This is a genomic window from Streptomyces sp. NPDC101776 (assembly GCF_044766845.1).
Lineage (GTDB): Bacteria > Actinomycetota > Actinomycetes > Streptomycetales > Streptomycetaceae > Streptomyces.
Genome location: NZ_JBIWMV010000002.1, coordinates 443,344 through 455,903 on the forward strand (window position 1 = coordinate 443,344; position 12,560 = coordinate 455,903).

Sequence of the window (12,560 nt, forward strand, 5' to 3'; positions counted from 1 at the left end):
CATGCCGTCCCCCGGCCGGTCGGCGGGCTCGGTCCTCATCTGCGGCGAGGTGCACACCTGCCTGCTGCCATCCATGCAGTCACTGAACGGGTACGGCGCCACCCAACTGCTGAGGCTGCGCGGCGACGAGCAGGTCAGGGTGTCCAAGCGGCCCAATCTGTACGCCTGTTCGCCCCAGGTCCTGACGGGCGTGGACTGCAGGCTGCCCACCTCGAACGGTGCCAAGATCCGAGCCGTCGGTACGGTGGCCGCCCGTGGGGTGCTCACTGAGGGCCGCGTCCTCCAGTCCACCGCCTACTTCAGCGTCCCGGCATACGGCCTCGACGTGCGCCGCCCCTGGGGGCACTATCTGGTAAGGCCAGGTGTGGTCGAGCCGTTCGGGAAACTGCCTGAACAGGCCGCTGCGGAGGGCGTGTTACGCGGTGCCGGGCGCGGCGAACTGGACCTGGGAATGATCGCCGAGGGACTGCTGGAGCAACTGGTGCGCCACCCGCTCCTCGACCGCGAGGCTCCCTTCAAGTCCCGGAGAACACAGCTGCGTTGGGCCGCGCGGTTTGCGCCTGCGGGCGAGGTGCCGTCACTTGACTGTTTTACGCTGGCCGAGGACGGGTTGCGGACCGTCGAGCTGCGGCTGCCGGAGGGCACCCCGCCCGCCGCCGTCGCCGGTCTGTGTGAGGATCTCGCGCTGCACGACTGGCTGTTGACGACCGTGGTGCACATGCTGGAGAACAGCCGGCTCGGTGCGGCGGACGGGCCCGCACCGGTTCTGGCGCTGCGCCCGGCCGTCGACCACCTCCTGCACCTGTGGATGCCCCGCGCACGCGTGGACCGCGAGCTGGGCCAGCTGTGGGACGTCCTGGAGCGGGAACCGGGCTTCAGCCGCCAATGGGAGAACCTTCGCCATCGCATCCGTGACCAACTGGCCATGCGGGCCTTTCCATTGCCGTCACCTGACCTCACCCATCCCGCCGGCCCACCGTCACGACCGTGACCAACGCCGCGACCGCGCACCACCTCGCGCTGTGCCGGATCGGGGCTCCCAGCGCCAGGCCGGCCGGCGCGGACACCGGGGCGAGCAGGGGCCAACATGACCGCCGTCAGCACCGCCACTTCCGCCGGCATCGGTGCCGGCGGTCCGGCGCGGCCGCGAAGGCCGTGTGGATCAGGCCCGTCGATTACTCACCCACGACCGTGATCGCGCCGACGGGTCGACGTAGTCGACACCGGCACGGGTGACGCGATCACGGTCGTCATCGGGAGTCTCGGGCCAGGTATTCGACGCTGTCGGCGGTCAGCTCCATGAAGGCCGCCTCCGGGGAGGCGTGTTCGGTCGTCGACTCCCACAGGAGGAAGCGGTGTTCGTGTGAGTTTGCCGATGCGGCCGGCGCCACCCGCTCCGCCGGGATGCGCTTGTTCCGGGCCACGATCCGCAGATCCGTCCGAGCGGACCGCCCGCCATGTACATCGCCTGCCTTCAGCAGCGAGCCGACGTGGCCCCAGACCACGGGATGGCGGCGCCGATTCTGGCACTGTCGCCGATCGGATCCACAAGTTCCGGCAGCATCCGCAGAGTTGTCGTCTTGCCCGCGCCGTTCGGGCCGAGGAACCCGGTGACGTGCCCGGGCCGTACCGCTCGGTGAGTTCGGCGGCCTCGATCACGGGACCACGGTGGCGAGGGTGACCGGTCCCCAGCACGGGCCCGGCGCCGACACTCCCGTGCTGTCGATGTCGACCCCGGTCGTACGTCTCCGGGCCGATGCCCCCACCCACCCCTCGCCCCTACGATCCCGCCATGCCCCCCACCCCGCCCCTCCTCAAACGCATACCCCCGGGCGCCTGGGCAGGCGTGCCCTGGGTCTACGGCACGTTGTTCGCGGTCCGCTCCTTCTTCCGGCTGCCTCACATGCCGACCGACCCCTTCCCGCCCACGCCCGGCGACTGGGTGCTCATCGGGGTGGGCAGTGTCCTCGCCCTGGCCGGATTCGTGACGTTGCGTCGGCGCCCGCTGTCGGGGATCGGGCTGCTGGTGGTGGGGACCTACGCCGTGACGCTGGGGCTGGACGCGTTGACGATCGGCCTCGTCCACTGCGCGGCGATCGACATCGCCGTGGGCTGGGTCGCCGCCGGTTCCACCCGCCGCCGGAGCCTCGCCGCGCTCGCTCTGGCCGTCGCCGTGCTGCCCGCCTACGAACTCACCCGGACCGGTCTCGGCCGTCCCCTCCTCCTCACCCATGACACCGGCCGGGGCGACTGGCAGAGCTGGTCGATGCCCGCTCTCCTGGCTGTCGTCGCCTGGTTGATCGGCAACTCCGTCCGGCAGGGCCGCGCGTACACCGAGCGGCTCACCACGCAGGCCGCGACCCAGGCCGTCACCGCCGAACGGCTGCGTATCGCACGGGAGATGCACGACACCGTGGCCCACAGCATCGGCATCATCGCCCTCCAGGCGGGCGCGGCGGCCCGGGTCGCTACGACCCAGCCGGAGGCCGCGCGGCAGGCGATGCGGGCCGTGGAGGCCGAGGGGCGCGAGACGCTCGCCGGGCTGCGCCGCATGCTCGTCGCGCTGCGGGCCGCCGACGAGACGCCGGTCCTGTCCGCAGGGCTCGGTGACATCGACCGGCTGGCCGCGACGACCACGGCGGCCGGGGTCCGGGTCGACGTGCGGCGGCGCGGTGAGCCGCGTCAACTCCCGCCCGACATCGACCTGTCGGCGTTCCGCATCGTCCAGGAGTCCGTCACCAACGTCGTACGGCACGCGGGGACGAGTGCGTGCCGGGTCACCCTCGACTACCGCGACGACGAACTCGCGTTGGAGGTGACCGACGACGGGCACGGGCACGGGACGGCCACCGACACCGGGTTCGGGCTGGCGGGTATGCGGGAGCGAGTGGCGCTGCTGCACGGGGAGTTCGCGGCGGCTCCGCGTCCCGAGGGCGGATTCCGGGTCGCGGTCCGGCTTCCGGTGCCGACGGCGGTGGCCCGATGAGCGGGCCCGTCCGCGTGCTCCTCGCCGACGACCAGCAACTCATCCGTACGGCACTGCGGATGGTGATGGCCGACCTCGACGACATGGAGGTCGTCGGGGAGGCCGGCACCGGTGCCGAGGCCGTACGGCTGACGGCCCAACTCGCCCCGGATGTCGTGGTGATGGACCTCCGCATGCCAGGGATGGACGGCATCGAGGCCACGCGGACGATCATGGAGAGTTCGCCGGCGGGTGCGGTGCCGGTGCGGGTACTTGTCCTCACGACCTTCGACGACGACGATCACGTCTACGGCGCGTTGCGCGCGGGCGCGTCCGGGTTCCTGGTCAAGGACATGGCCCTGGACGACATCATCGGCGCGGTACGGGTGGTGGCCGCCGGGGACGCCCTGATCGCCCCGAGCGTGACCCGGCGGCTGATCCGTGACTTCGCGTCCTCCCGCCCTGAACCGGCCCGAACCCCGCGGGAGTTGACGCGTATCACCGAGCGGGAACGCGAAGTGCTGACACTGGTCGGCTCAGGGCTGTCCAACACGGAGATCGCGGCCGAGCTGTGCATCAGCGTGGCCACGGCGAAGACCTATCTGACCCGCCTCTTCACCAAGCTGGACGCGCGGGACCGGGTCCAGTTGGTGATCCTGGCCTATGAGGCGGGGCTGGTCTCGGTGGGGTAGGAAAACAGTTCGCCCGTGCTCGACTCCTCCGATACGGTCGCCAGGTTCTTTTCACAGCTAGGAGGCCGTTGTGGCATGTCGTATCGGTGAGCTCGTGCTCGGTTGTCGGGACCCCGAGGCGCTGGCGCGGTTCTGGTGCGAGGTGCTCGGCTTCGTCCTGCTCGACAGCGAGGAGGGCGAGTGGGCGGAGATCGGGACGCCCGAAGGGTTCGGCGGTCCGCATCCGACGCTCTTCTTCAGCCGCCGGGACGAGCCGGAACCGGGGAAGTCCCGGCTGCACATCGACGTCAACCCCACGGACCGCGACCAGGCCGCCGAGCTCGAACGCCTGCTGAAGCTCGGTGCCCGCTTCGCCGACATCGGCCAGACCGGGGAAGAACAGTGGCATGTTCTCGCCGACCCCGAAGGCAATGAGTTCTGTTTGCTCAAGGCCCGAATCAAGCCGCTCTGAACAAGCCGTTCTGATCAAACCCGTCTGAACGAATAGATCTGATCAAACCGCTCCGGTCTGCTCGCTCCGGTCCACTCACTCCGACGTTTTCCGAATGGCCTGTTCGAACTGGCCGATAAACGTGCCGCCGCCGTCCCCGCTCGACTCCGCTGAACCTTCAAGCCGTCTGCCGTGAACCGTTGGCCATGGCCAACCCCCTTGGTCCGCACCGCACTTGTGGTCGACAGACTCCTGCCGAGTGTAGGGGTGCGGGGGCTCCCTCGAGTTAAGAAGCGTGAAACTCGAAAAGGGAGGGGAGCCAGGTGTGGGCACACTGCTCGGAGGCGAAGGACATCTTGATGGAATTGCGGATTCGGGTGCGAGGAGAGCGATGGAGCCGCCGATGAAACCGCCGGTCGGATCGATCGCCATGGACACCCGTACGGGCAGAGTCGGCATCGTCATGGGGCATGAGGGGCCTTATGTTCAACTGCGCCCGTACGGCGGCGGACGGGAGTGGGACGTCGAGCCGGCCGCCGTGCGGGACGCGACCCCGGCCGAGCGGCTGAGCGCGGCGACCGCGTACGCGAACGCCCGCAGCCGCGGCGAGGTGCCTTGAGACGGGGGTGCCCCGGAACGGCGTAGGGCCACTGGGCCGTAGGGGACAATGGGCCCCATGAGTCTGTTCCGCGACGACGGCATCGTGCTGCGCACCCGGAAGCCGGGTGAGGCGGACCGGATCATGCCGCGGTCGCCCGGAGGGCGACCTCCGTACCCCTGGCGGAAAACCCGCGGGGGTGCCCGATGAGTCTCTTCCGGGACGACGGCATTGTCTTGCGGACCCAGAAACTCGGCGAGGCGGACCGGATCATCACCCTGCTCACCCGGGGGCATGGGCGGGTGCGCGCGGTGGCGCGCGGGGTGCGGCGGACCAAGTCGAAGTTCGGCGCCCGGCTGGAACCCTTCTCGCACGTGGACGTGCAGTTCTTCGCGCGGGGCAGTGAACTCGTCGGGCGCGGGCTGCCGTTGTGCACGCAGAGCGAGACCATCGCTCCGTACGGTGGCGGAATCGTCGCCGACTACGCGCGGTACACCGCCGGTACGGCCATGCTGGAGACCGCCGAGCGGTTCACCGACCACGAGGGCGAGCCCGCCGTACAGCAGTATCTGCTGCTCGTGGGCGGGCTGCGGACGCTGGCAGGCGGGGAGCACGCGCCGCATCTGATTCTTGACGCGTTCCTGCTGCGGTCGCTCGCCGTCAACGGGTACGCCCCGAGCTTCGGGGACTGTGCGAAGTGCGGGATGCCCGGGCCGAACCGGTTCTTCTCCGTGGCGTCCGGCGGGGTGATCTGCGCCGACTGCCGGGTCGCCGGGAGCGTCGTACCCTCACCGCAGGCCCTGGATCTGCTCGGTGCGCTGCTTACGGGAGACTGGGAGACGGCGGACGCGTGCGAGGCGCGGCATGTGCGGGAGGGCAGCGGGCTGGTCTCCGCCTATCTGCACTGGCATCTGGAACGCGGGCTCCGCTCGCTGCGGTACGTAGAGAAGTCGTAAGCACCGAGGCTCAGAGAACAGAGGAACGAGAACGTCATGGTCGTACGCGGGATTCTGGGGCGCCAGCGGCGCGAGTACAAGACGCCTGAGCCGCATCCTTCCGGGGCCCGTGCGCCGAAGTTGCCCGGTGAGCTGATCCCGAAGCACGTGGCGATCGTCATGGACGGCAACGGGCGGTGGGCGAAGGAGCGCGGGCTGCCGCGCACCGAGGGCCACAAGGTCGGCGCCGAGCGGGTGTTGGACGTGTTGCAGGGCGGCGTCGAGATGGGTGTCGGCGCGATCTCGCTGTACGCCTTCTCCACCGAGAACTGGAAGCGGTCGCCCGACGAGGTGCGCTTCCTCATGAACTTCAACCGCGACTTCATCCGCAAGACCCGTGACACCCTCGACGAACTCGGCATCCGGGTGCGGTGGGTGGGCCGTATGCCCAAGCTGTGGCGGTCGGTGGCCAAGGAGTTGCAGATCGCGCAGGAGCAGACCAAGGACAACGACGCGCTCACCCTGTACTTCTGCATGAACTACGGCGGACGGGCCGAAATCGCCGACGCGGCAAAGGCGTTGGCCGAGGATGTGCGGGCGGGCCGGCTCGACCCGGCCAAGGTCGACGAGAAGACCTTCGCCAAGTACATGTACTACCCGGACATGCCCGAGGTCGATCTGTTCCTCCGGCCCAGCGGGGAACAGCGCACCTCCAACTACCTGATCTGGCAGAGCGCTTACGCCGAGATGGTCTTCCAGGACGTCCTGTGGCCGGACTTCGACCGCCGCGACCTCTGGCGCGCCTGCGTCGAATTCGCCCAGCGGGACCGGCGGTTCGGCGGCGCGGTCCCGAACGAGAAGTTGCTGGAGATGGAGAAGGACATGCGAGGCGGTTCTCTTTAGCCCGTCCGGCGTTTGAGGACGAGGCCCTTTCGGGGCCGAGGCGGGGGTCTGGGGGCGGCAGCCCCCAGAGACGCCCACACCGACAAACCCGCACAACAACCGCTCAACCAGCGGCGCACTCCGCACAGGTGCCGAAGATCTCCACCGTGTGCGCCACGTTCACGTACCCGTGTTCCGCCGCGATCGCCTCCGCCCACTTCTCGACGGCCGGCCCCTCCACCTCCACCGCCTTGCCGCAGACGCGGCAGACCAGGTGGTGGTGGTGGTCGCCGGTGGAGCAGCGGCGGTAGACCGATTCGCCCTCCGAGGTGCGCAGGACGTCCACCTCGCCGGCGTCGGCGAGGGACTGGAGGGTCCGGTAGACCGTGGTCAGGCCCACCGAGTCGCCCTTGTGCTTGAGCATGTCGTGGAGTTCCTGGGCGCTGCGGAACTCGTCCACCTCGTTGAGCGCCGCCGACACGGCGGCACGCTGGCGGGTGGATCGTCCCTTTACGGGCGGGCCGGCCGTCGTCACCGTTGTCTCCTCACGTCTGCACTTTGCCGAGCCATTGTGCCAGCCCGGGCTGTGCATGGTCAGACGCCGACCTCGTCGGCGGCCTCCCGGGTGGCCGGAATCGCGCACTCCACCGGGTCCCCGGCCGGCCGTGCGGCGGCCGCGGCCCGGGCCCGGCGCCTCGCCAGCGGTGCCGCCAGGGCCGTCAGCAAGATGAACGCGGCGATCGTCAGGAGCACGATCGTCGCGCCGGGCGGGACGTCCTGGTAGTACGAGGTGACGGTGCCGCTGACCGTCACGGTCACACCGATCACGCCCGCGATCGCCAGTGTCGCCCCGAAACTGCGGGTGAGCTGCTGGGCCGCGGCGACCGGCACCACCATCAGCGCGGACACCAGGATCAGGCCGACGACCCGCATCGCGACGGTGACCGTGACGGCCGCGGTGACCGCCGTCAGCAGGTTCAGGGCGCGCACGGGCAGGCCGGTGACCCGCGCGAACTCCTCGTCGTGGTTGACGGCGAAGAGCTGCCGCCGTAGCCCCAGGGTGACCACGATCACGAAAGCCGCGAGGATGCCGATCGCCGTCACGTCGGACTGCGAGACCGTGGAGAGCGAGCCGAAGAGGTACGAGCTCAGGTTGGCGTTCGAGCCACCCGGCGCGAGGTTGACGAACATCACGCCGCCGGCCATCCCGCCGTAGAAGAGCATCGCGAGGGCGATGTCGCCGCGGGTCTTGCCGTACCAGCGGATCAGTTCCATGAGGACGGAGCCGAGGGCGGAGACGGCGGTGGCCATCCACACGGGGGAGGCGTTCAGCAGGAAGCCGAGGCCGACGCCGGTCATCGCCACGTGGCCGATGCCGTCGCCCATGAGGGGCTGGCGGCGCTGGACGAGGTAGATGCCGATCGCGGGGGCGGTGATGCCGACGAGGACGGCGGCGATGAGCGCCCGCTGCATGAAGGCGTAGTCGAGGAGGTCCATCAGCTCAGCAGTCCTGTGTGAAGCGGCTGGTGCGGGTGTACGTGGTCGTGGCCGGGCAGGGCGTGTTGGCCCAGGGCGCGCGGGGGCGGGCCGTCGTGCTGGACGCAGCCGTCGCGCAGGACGACGGCGCGGTCGATCAGGGGCTCCAGCGCGCCGAGTTCGTGCAGGACGAGCAACACCGTCGCGCCTTCGGCCACTTGACGGGTCAGGGTGTCCGCCAGGACCGCCTGGCTGGCCAGGTCCACGCCCGCCATCGGCTCGTCCATGATGAGGAGTTCGGGTTCGGCGGCCAACGCGCGGGCGATCAGCACGCGTTGGTGCTGGCCGCCGGAGAGCGCGTTGACCGAGTCCTTGGCGCGGTCCGCCATGCCGACCAGCTCCAGGGCGTGCCGTACGGCGTCGTGGTCCGCCTTGCGCAGCAGGCCGAAGCGGGCGCGGGAGAGGCGGCCGGAGGCGACGATCTCGGTGACGGTGGCGGGGACGCCGCCCGCGGCCGTCGTGCGCTGCGGTACGTAGCCCACGCGCCGCCAGTCCTTGAAGGCGCGGCGCGGGGTGCCGAACAGCTCGATCTCCCCTGCGGACAACGGGACTTGGCCGATGATCGTGCGGATCGCGGTCGACTTGCCGGAGCCGTTGGCGCCGAGCAGCGCGACGACCTCACCGCGCCGCACGGTGAGGTCGATGCCGCGCAGGACGGGGCGTGAACCCAGCTCGGCGCGGACACCGCGCAGCGATATGACGGACTCGCTCATCAAGTCGCTCATCAACTCGTCCTCCGTGCCGGTCATTTGCTGGTCACTTGCTGGTCATTTACTTCCCAGGGCCGTCCGCAGGGCCTTGAGGTTGGCCTGTTGGACCGAGAAGTAGTTCGTGCCGCGGGACTTCTTGGTGATGCCCTCGATCGGGTCGAGGACGTCGGTCTTCAGGTTCGCGTCGGCGGCGATGGTCTTCGCGGTCTTGTCGCTGACGAGCGTCTCGTAGAACACGGTGGTGACGCCGTCGGCCTTGGCCATCTTCTCAAGGTCCTTCACGCGCTCGGCACTGGGCTCCGACTCGGGGTCGAGGCCGTTGATGGCCTCCTCGGTCAGGCCGTAGCGCTCGGCGAGGTAGCCGAAGGCGGCGTGTGTGGTGATGAACACCTTGGTCCTGGTGTCGGCCAGCCCGGTCTTGAACTCGGCGTCGAGCGCGTCCAGTTTCTTGACCAGGGCGGCGGTGTTGGTCCTGTAGTCGGCCGCGTTGTCGGGGTCGGCCTTCTCGAAGGCCTTGCCGACGCCCTCGGCGACCTGGGCGTAGCGCACCGGGTCGAGCCAGATGTGCGGGTCGAGGCCGGCCGGCTCGTCGTTCTCCGAGGTGTCGTGCGAGGCCGCGTGGCCGCCGACCTCGTTGCCGTGCTTCTCCAGGGTGGTCAGGGAGGCCGCGTCGATCTTCGTCTTGAGCTCGGACTGGCTCACCGCGTCGTCGACGGCCGGCTGGAGGTTCTTGAGGTAGAGCACCGCGTCGGACTCCTGGAGCGCGGCGGTCTGCCGCGCGCTGATCTCCAGGTCGTGCGGCTCCTGGCCGGGCTGGGTCAGGCTGGTCACATGGACGTGGTCGCCGCCGATCTGCTCGGCGAGGTACTGCAACGGGTAGAACGCCGCGACGACGTCGAACCTGTCCGTGTTGGCGGCTGCCGTGTCGGTGGAGCAGGCGGAGAGGGTCCCGAGACCGAGGGCGGTCGTGGCCGCGACGGCTATCGCGGATATGTGGCGTCGTCGTACGTTCATGACAGTCATTTTCAACTGACATGGAAACCGTTGTCAACAAGCTGCGGCTACGGAACCGATTTGATATGGGGGCGGGAGGCGCCGGTAACCTGAAGCATTCGCCGCCGTCCATCCGTCATGAAGAGAGCATCGTGGCCGCCGACAAGATCGACACCATCGTCAGCCTGAGCAAGCGCCGTGGCTTCGTATTCCCCAGTAGTGAGATCTACGGCGGCCAGCGCGCCGCTTGGGATTACGGGCCGTTGGGTGTCGAGCTCAAGGAGAACCTGAAGCGCCAGTGGTGGCGCTACATGGTGACGTCGCGCGAGGACGTGGTCGGTATCGACTCGTCCGTGATCCTGGCCCCCGAGGTGTGGGTCGCCTCCGGCCATGTCGCCACTTTCTCGGACCCGTTGACCGAGTGCACCGCGTGCCACAAGCGGTTCCGCGCGGACCACCTGGAGGAGGCGTACGAGGCCAAGCACGGCCGCGCCCCCGAGAAGGGCCTTGCCGACATCAACTGCCCCAACTGCGGCAACAAGGGCCAGTTCACCGAGCCCAAGGAGTTCTCCGGCCTGCTCTCCACCCACCTGGGCCCGACGCAGGACACCGGCTCCGTCGCCTATCTGCGCCCCGAGACCGCCCAGGGCATCTTCACCAACTTCGCCCAGGTGCAGACCACTTCGCGCCGCAAGCCGCCGTTCGGCATCGCGCAGATGGGCAAGTCCTTCCGCAACGAGATCACGCCCGGCAACTTCATCTTCCGGACCCGCGAGTTCGAGCAGATGGAGATGGAGTTCTTCGTCAAGCCGGGCGAGGACGAGAAGTGGCAGGAGTACTGGATGGAGCAGCGCTGGAACTGGTACACCGGCCTGGGCATGCGCGAGGAGAACATGCGGTGGTACGACCACCCCAAGGAGAAGCTCTCCCACTACTCCAAGCGCACCGCTGACATCGAGTACCGCTTCCAGTTCGGCGGCAACGAGTGGGGCGAGCTGGAAGGTGTCGCCAACCGCACCGACTTCGACCTGAACGCCCACTCCAAGGCCTCCGGCCAGGACCTCTCCTTCTTCGACCAGGAGGCCCAGGAGCGCTGGACGCCGTACGTCATCGAGCCGGCCGCCGGTGTCGGCCGCGCGATGCTGGCGTTCCTGCTCGACGCGTATGTCGAGGACGAAGCGCCCAACGCCAAGGGCAAGTTGGAGAAGCGGACGGTGCTGCGCCTGGACCACCGGCTGGCGCCCGTGAAGGTGGCCGTCCTGCCCCTTTCCCGGAACCCGGAGCTGTCCCCGAAGGCCAAGGGTCTCGCGGCTGCCCTGCGCCAGAACTGGAACATCGAGTTCGACGACGCGGGCGCGATCGGCCGTCGTTACCGGCGTCAGGACGAGATCGGTACGCCGTACTGCGTGACGGTCGACTTCGACACGCTCGAGGACAATGCGGTGACGGTTCGCGAGCGGGACTCCATGAAGCAGGAGCGGGTGTCTCTCGACCAGATCGAGGGTTACCTGGCTGGGCGTCTCGTCGGTGCGTAGGTCTGTCGGGGTGCTGTCCCTGGGGGCTGCGCCTCCAGACCCCCATCGGCCCTGAAGGGGCCTCGTCCTCAAACGCCGGACGGGCTGAATATGCCCGTCCGGCGTTTTTTGGTACTCAACCCCTGGTACTCAACCCCTGGTGCTCAACGCCCTTGCAGCGCCTTCACGTTGTCGCCGAACGTCCAGCTCTTCGAGCCGTCCCAGTTGAGCGACCAGGTCATCAGGCCCTTGAGGGACGTGCCGTAGTGGCGCCAGGCCTGGGAGACCAGGGACGGTGACATGTAGCCGCCGCCCGCGCCCGACTGGGCGGGCAGGCCCGGGACCTGCTTGTCGTACGGGACCTTGATCGTCGTACCCTGCACGACCAGGCCCTTGTTGAGGCAGTCGGTCTGGGCGGTGAAGCCCGCGACCGTGCCCGCGGAGTACGAGTCGCCGGAGCAGCCGTACATGCTGCCGTTGTAGTACTGCATGTTGAGCCACCACAGGCGGCCGTTGTCCGCGTACTTCTTCACGATCGGGAGATACGCGCCCCAGATCGAGCCGTACGCGATGCTGCCGCCGGTGACGTAGGCGGTCTCCGGGGCCATCGTCAGGCCGAAGTTGGACGGCATCTGGGCCAGGATGCCGTCGATGATGCGGATCAAGTTGGCCTGGGACGTGGAGAGTCGGGTGATGTTCCCGCTGCCTACCAGGCCCGTCTCGATGTCGATGTCGATGCCGTCGAAGTTGTACTTCTTCAGGATCGGCACGATCGTCGAGACGAACTTGTTGGCCACGGTGGCCGAGCTGAGGTCGATGCCCGCGGCCGCGCCGCCGATCGACATCAGGATCGTCTGGCCGGAGGCCTTCGCCGCGCACATCTCCGCCGGCGTGGCCACCTTCACGCCCGCGTCCATGCCGTCCTCCCACAGCGCGGTGCCGTCGGAGCGGATGACGGGGAACGCCGCGTTGATCACGTTGTAACCGTGCGCGGCGATCGCGGAGTTGGTGATCGGGGTCCAGCCGAAGGGTGGGTGGACGCCGTTGGACGAGCCGTCCCAGTTCTCCCAGTAGCCCTGGAGGACCTTGCCGGCCGGGCGGGACTTGACGGCGCAGGTGTCGGCGGCGGACGCGGCCCCGGCGACGGCGAGTTGGGCGAGGCCGGCCGTCGTCAGGGCGGCGGCGAGCAGGCACAGGGCACGGCGGAGCATACGGGCCTCCCGGTGGGGGTGCGGTGAGGTGGCGTAGGCATGACACTGCGCGTGGTCCAGACCTTTCGTCAAGAGGTCTGTACCACTCGATCAT

Annotated in this window: 15 protein-coding genes; 8 read left to right on the forward strand and 7 right to left on the reverse strand. The window is 69.0% G+C overall.

Annotated features, from left to right (window positions below; genetic code table 11):
- The first annotated feature begins 1 nt into the window (after window position 1).
- Complete coding sequence (locus ACIRRY_RS07760) at window positions 2–991, forward strand: SCO2521 family protein (RefSeq protein ID WP_403969029.1); 990 nt, start codon at window positions 2–4, stop codon at window positions 989–991.
- A gap of 259 nt (window positions 992–1,250) precedes the next feature.
- On the opposite strand, the gene ACIRRY_RS07765 is transcribed toward ACIRRY_RS07760, so the two are convergent.
- A complete protein-coding gene (locus ACIRRY_RS07765) occupies window positions 1,251–1,424 on the reverse strand; it encodes a hypothetical protein (RefSeq protein ID WP_403969031.1) in 174 nt (57 codons plus the stop codon).
- A gap of 50 nt (window positions 1,425–1,474) precedes the next feature.
- Window positions 1,475–1,903, reverse strand: a complete 429-nt coding sequence (locus tag ACIRRY_RS07770; RefSeq protein WP_403969033.1) for an ATP-binding cassette domain-containing protein — start codon at window positions 1,901–1,903, stop codon at window positions 1,475–1,477.
- On the opposite strand from ACIRRY_RS07770, the gene ACIRRY_RS07775 reads away from it, so the two are divergent.
- The 6 genes from ACIRRY_RS07775 to ACIRRY_RS07800 all read left to right on the forward strand — a co-directional run bounded on the left by ACIRRY_RS07775 (window position 1,793) and on the right by ACIRRY_RS07800 (window position 6,523).
- Entirely contained in the window at window positions 1,793–2,986 is a 1,194-nt protein-coding gene (locus tag ACIRRY_RS07775; protein ID WP_403969035.1) for a sensor histidine kinase, read from the forward strand. The genes ACIRRY_RS07770 and ACIRRY_RS07775 overlap by 111 nt on opposite strands.
- Entirely contained in the window at window positions 2,983–3,657 is a 675-nt protein-coding gene (locus ACIRRY_RS07780) for a response regulator (RefSeq protein ID WP_403969036.1), read from the forward strand. The genes ACIRRY_RS07775 and ACIRRY_RS07780 overlap by 4 nt, the downstream gene beginning before the upstream one ends.
- Window positions 3,658–3,727: 70 nt before the next feature.
- Window positions 3,728–4,108: a VOC family protein gene (locus tag ACIRRY_RS07785; RefSeq protein ID WP_403969038.1), complete on the forward strand. Its 381-nt coding sequence runs from the start codon at window positions 3,728–3,730 to the stop codon at window positions 4,106–4,108.
- 382 nt (window positions 4,109–4,490) lie between these two features.
- The gene (locus ACIRRY_RS07790; RefSeq protein WP_403969040.1) at window positions 4,491–4,706 is read left to right on the forward strand and encodes a hypothetical protein; all 216 of its coding nucleotides are present in this window, start codon (window positions 4,491–4,493) and stop codon (window positions 4,704–4,706) included.
- A gap of 185 nt (window positions 4,707–4,891) precedes the next feature.
- Complete coding sequence (gene recO / locus ACIRRY_RS07795) at window positions 4,892–5,641, forward strand: DNA repair protein RecO (protein ID WP_403969042.1); 750 nt, start codon at window positions 4,892–4,894, stop codon at window positions 5,639–5,641.
- 36 nt (window positions 5,642–5,677) lie between these two features.
- Window positions 5,678–6,523, forward strand: coding sequence for an isoprenyl transferase (locus tag ACIRRY_RS07800; protein ID WP_403969044.1), 846 nt, complete (start codon window positions 5,678–5,680; stop codon window positions 6,521–6,523).
- Between the two features lie 103 nt (window positions 6,524–6,626).
- Here ACIRRY_RS07800 and ACIRRY_RS07805 read toward each other — a convergent pair whose 3' ends face one another.
- Genes ACIRRY_RS07805 through ACIRRY_RS07820 form a run of 4 tightly spaced genes read right to left on the reverse strand, consistent with a single transcriptional unit; the run spans window position 6,627 to window position 9,762 of the window.
- Window positions 6,627–7,037, reverse strand: coding sequence for a Fur family transcriptional regulator (locus tag ACIRRY_RS07805; protein ID WP_200686659.1), 411 nt, complete (start codon window positions 7,035–7,037; stop codon window positions 6,627–6,629).
- Window positions 7,038–7,096: 59 nt separating this feature from the next.
- Window positions 7,097–7,999, reverse strand: a complete 903-nt coding sequence (locus tag ACIRRY_RS07810; protein WP_403969046.1) for a metal ABC transporter permease — start codon at window positions 7,997–7,999, stop codon at window positions 7,097–7,099.
- Entirely contained in the window at window positions 7,999–8,787 is a 789-nt protein-coding gene (locus ACIRRY_RS07815) for a metal ABC transporter ATP-binding protein (RefSeq protein ID WP_403969048.1), read from the reverse strand. Before ACIRRY_RS07815 ends, ACIRRY_RS07810 begins: the two co-directional genes overlap by 1 nt.
- Window positions 8,788–8,805: 18 nt before the next feature.
- A complete protein-coding gene (locus ACIRRY_RS07820; protein ID WP_403969050.1) occupies window positions 8,806–9,762 on the reverse strand; it encodes a metal ABC transporter substrate-binding protein in 957 nt (318 codons plus the stop codon).
- 131 nt (window positions 9,763–9,893) lie between these two features.
- Between ACIRRY_RS07820 and ACIRRY_RS07825 the strand changes: the two genes are divergently transcribed.
- Window positions 9,894–11,276, forward strand: coding sequence for a glycine--tRNA ligase (locus ACIRRY_RS07825; RefSeq protein ID WP_403969051.1), 1,383 nt, complete (start codon window positions 9,894–9,896; stop codon window positions 11,274–11,276).
- Window positions 11,277–11,419: 143 nt separating this feature from the next.
- Here the strand turns inward: ACIRRY_RS07825 and ACIRRY_RS07830 are convergent, their stop codons facing one another.
- Window positions 11,420–12,466, reverse strand: coding sequence for a chitinase (locus tag ACIRRY_RS07830; protein ID WP_403969053.1), 1,047 nt, complete (start codon window positions 12,464–12,466; stop codon window positions 11,420–11,422).
- Window positions 12,467–12,560 lie beyond the last annotated feature (94 nt).

Bases quoted from the DNA above. Each gene is read 5' to 3' on its own strand.
- ACIRRY_RS07790 (WP_403969040.1), top strand. From the start codon at position 4,491: ATGAAACCGCCGGTCGGATCGATCGCCATGGACACCCGTACGGGCAGA.
- recO (WP_403969042.1), top strand. From the start codon at position 4,892: ATGAGTCTCTTCCGGGACGACGGCATTGTCTTGCGGACCCAGAAACTC.
- ACIRRY_RS07820 (WP_403969050.1), bottom strand. From the start codon at position 9,762: ATGAACGTACGACGACGCCACATATCCGCGATAGCCGTCGCGGCCACG.
- ACIRRY_RS07775 (WP_403969035.1), top strand. From the start codon at position 1,793: ATGCCCCCCACCCCGCCCCTCCTCAAACGCATACCCCCGGGCGCCTGG.
- ACIRRY_RS07760 (WP_403969029.1), top strand. From the start codon at position 2: ATGCCGTCCCCCGGCCGGTCGGCGGGCTCGGTCCTCATCTGCGGCGAG.
- ACIRRY_RS07780 (WP_403969036.1), top strand. From the start codon at position 2,983: ATGAGCGGGCCCGTCCGCGTGCTCCTCGCCGACGACCAGCAACTCATC.
- ACIRRY_RS07800 (WP_403969044.1), top strand. From the start codon at position 5,678: ATGGTCGTACGCGGGATTCTGGGGCGCCAGCGGCGCGAGTACAAGACG.
- ACIRRY_RS07810 (WP_403969046.1), bottom strand. From the start codon at position 7,999: ATGGACCTCCTCGACTACGCCTTCATGCAGCGGGCGCTCATCGCCGCC.
- ACIRRY_RS07830 (WP_403969053.1), bottom strand. From the start codon at position 12,466: ATGCTCCGCCGTGCCCTGTGCCTGCTCGCCGCCGCCCTGACGACGGCC.
- ACIRRY_RS07815 (WP_403969048.1), bottom strand. From the start codon at position 8,787: ATGACCGGCACGGAGGACGAGTTGATGAGCGACTTGATGAGCGAGTCC.